The sequence below is a fragment of the Synergistaceae bacterium genome (assembly GCA_012728235.1).
GTDB lineage: Bacteria > Synergistota > Synergistia > Synergistales > Synergistaceae > JAAYFL01.
This window is the reverse complement of the sequence record JAAYFL010000095.1, coordinates 1-2,853: the sequence shown is the minus strand read 5'-3', so window position 1 is coordinate 2,853 and position 2,853 is coordinate 1. Positions and strand designations below refer to the sequence as shown.

At 40.7% G+C, this 2,853-nt stretch carries 4 protein-coding genes; all 4 read left to right on the top strand.

Annotated elements, in window-relative coordinates:
* A partial coding sequence (locus GXZ13_06330) for an arylmalonate decarboxylase (GenBank protein NLX75432.1) occupies positions 1-198 on the top strand: 198 nt, incomplete at its 5' end.
* 52 nt (positions 199-250) lie between these two features.
* Positions 251-1,405, top strand: coding sequence for an aminopeptidase P family protein (locus tag GXZ13_06325; GenBank protein NLX75431.1), 1,155 nt, complete (start codon positions 251-253; stop codon positions 1,403-1,405).
* An 88-nt stretch (positions 1,406-1,493) separates the two neighbouring features.
* Positions 1,494-1,697 carry a hypothetical protein gene (locus GXZ13_06320; protein NLX75430.1) on the top strand — a complete coding sequence of 68 codons (204 nt, stop codon included), beginning with the start codon at positions 1,494-1,496 and terminating at the stop codon, positions 1,695-1,697.
* Positions 1,698-1,713: 16 nt separating this feature from the next.
* A partial coding sequence (locus GXZ13_06315) for an amidase (protein NLX75429.1) occupies positions 1,714-2,853 on the top strand: 1,140 nt, incomplete at its 3' end.

Genomic DNA, 2,853 nt, shown 5'->3' with positions numbered 1-2,853 from the left:
GCCTTGGACAGGCCCGAAGCAGACACTATCCTTCTTTCCTGTGGTGCTCCACGATTTATGGAAATGGTTGAAGAAATAGAAAAAAAGACAGGCAAAACAGTCATTGCTAGTAACCAGGCCATGCTATGGAACACCCTGCGAATGGCAGGTATAAATGATAAAATAGAAGGTTTAGGGCGGCTTTTCAGAGAACATTAATTCTGTGTGTTATGTAATTCCATATCATATATAAGTAAAAGGAGGAAGTTAAATGTTTTCAAGAATGCAGAACAAAGTTAAGGAGCTCCAGCAGAAAATGGGGGAACAGGGAGTTGATGTAACATTTGCAATGGATCCCGACAGCGTATATTACTTTACTGGGATTCACGACTATCTGGGAATGGATTTTGGGCGCCCCACTATTGCAATTATTCCTCAGAGTGGAGAAATAAGTGTCGTTCTGCCCAGTCTAGAACTTAATATGGCTAGAGAAATGACTTGGGTAGAGAGATTACTCCCCTGGACAGATGGTATTGGCGACGAATGGCGTGGAGACATCAAACAAGCTCTTAAGGGCAAGAAGACAATTGGTCTAGAAGTAAACAAGACACATGCCGTCCTTGGCAATTTCATAGCGGAACAAAGCGAAGGGTCAAAAATAAAAGATATGTATATGACTATGAGCCGTCAACGCATGATCAAGACCCCAGAAGAAATTGCAATAATGAAAAAAGCAGGAAAAGTTGCTGTGGCTATGTGTGAAGCTGCACGTGACACAATCGGTCCAGGTGTGCCAGAATATGAGGTAGCTCTTGCTATCATCAACGGTGGAACCCAGAAATATGCGGAACTGCTTTCAGAAGATCAGTCTGGAGTAAACGCTTATTATTCACCACTAACACATGACCTCCAGATACTCCAAACAGGACCCAATATGCATATGGTACATAAACGTGCGAGCATTAAGAAGATCAATAAGGGCGATTCTGTCTATATGTGTTTTTGTAATGTTGCAGAGTTTAAATGCATGAAGGTTGGATTTGACCGTCAGTACTTTATTGGAAGCTTCACAAAAGAAGAGGAAATGGTTTATAACCAGTCTATTCAAGGGCAAAAGATTGCTCTGGATATGATTAGGCCTGGAGTGAAAGCATCTGATGTACATAAAGCGTCAGCGAAGTATTATGAAGATTTGGGTTATGGAATATGTTACAGAACTGGACGTGCTGTAGGTTACTCGCGCCTTGAAAAACCTGAAATTCGTGTAGACGATGATACGATTCTTGAAGAAGGCATGACTTTTGCTGTTGACGGAGCTGTCTCACTTGATAACGGTACCGCAGGAAGAGTTGGAGACTCGGTAGTAGTAACAAAGGACGGTTACGAATACCTGACTCCGATGGATAAGTCGATTCTCGTTCTGTAATAAGTAATTAAAATATATTCTAAATAAATCAACAATATTGAGGTCTTATATAAGACCTCAATATTGTTAAAAATAATCAAAGCTGTTTATGAAAGGTGTTGAAGCAATGAATAAGGTGAGATCTGAAACACTTTACTCAATTTTGGATGAGTTTAAATGCTATCCTTCATTATCCAGCAGTATAGACGAGCTTGTAAATCCTAAATATGGAGTTATTTCGAGCTTCCAAGACATAATTGACTCGGTCAATGCTTTGAAATCACAGGATTTAGAAAAATACAGTCCTTTTTAAGTGAGGCATATAAAAAATGAGAACGATCAAAGAGATTTCTGAAAAGTATGTTTCAGGAGAATTGAAACCAACCGAACTGGTGGGTAATCTTATTGGTGACGCAAAGAAACATAACCCTCAAAATCATATTTTTATTACAATTACAGAAGAAAGAGCTATGGAGGAAGCATTAAAAGCCGAGAAAGAAATTTCCTCAGGAGAAGTAAAAAGCTCCCTCCATGGTATCCCTTATACGCTAAAAGATCTTTTTAAAACAAAAGGAATAAAAACGACTGGCGGTTCGAAAGTCCTTGCAGATTATGTGCCTGAAGAAGATGCAGCAGTAGTAAATCAATTAAGTGATAACGGCTCTGTCCTTCTCGGTAAAGTCAACCTGCATGAATTTGCACATGGAGCAATAGGAATAAATCCTCATTATGGTACAGTGCCAAATCCCTATGACAGCACCAGGATAGCCGGAGGGAGCAGCAGTGGCTCAGGCGGCGCTGTGGCTGCAGGTTATGGATTTTTCTCTCTTGGCACGGATACCGGTGGATCTGTAAGAGTTCCTGCTGCACTTTGTGGCCTGGTAGGCTTGAAGCCTACTTATGGTCTGCTTTCAACTGAGGGTGTTATCCCTTACTGCTGGTCTCTTGATCATGTTGGTATTATTACACAGACGGCATATGACATTAAACTGGTCCTATCTTCCCTGGTACAGGGTATCAAAATTGATGGCAACAAATCACAAGAGAACAAAAAACAGATCGTTGTCGGCATTCCCAATACTTTTTTTTATGATGACCTGGATCCGGAAATTGAGGAAGCTTTAGAGAAGGTCAAAAAAAATATTGTTGCTATGGGGGCAACTCTGAAAAGTGTTGAAATGCCCGATTTGCAAAACTCACGAACAGCATCGCTGGTTATACAGCTTCCTGAGGTGTTGAGTTATCACAGCAAATATCTGGAAGAAAAAGGGCATCTTTATTCGCCGGACATTTTTGCTGGAATGACAGCAGGTCAGTTTATTCTCGCTGAGCAATACCTAAGAGCTAAGAGAATGCTAAATTATTATAGGGAAGAAATGAGAAAGATCTTTACAGAAGTTGACGTGCTTTTGATTCCCAGCACCCCGTGCGTTGCTCCTAAGATAGAAGACTCTTTCGTTGAGCTGGGT

Excerpts from the sequence above, each read along its gene's own strand:
- GXZ13_06325 (NLX75431.1), top strand. The coding sequence starts at position 251 with ATGTTTTCAAGAATGCAGAACAAAGTTAAGGAGCTCCAGCAGAAAATG.
- GXZ13_06320 (NLX75430.1), top strand. The coding sequence starts at position 1,494 with ATGAAAGGTGTTGAAGCAATGAATAAGGTGAGATCTGAAACACTTTAC.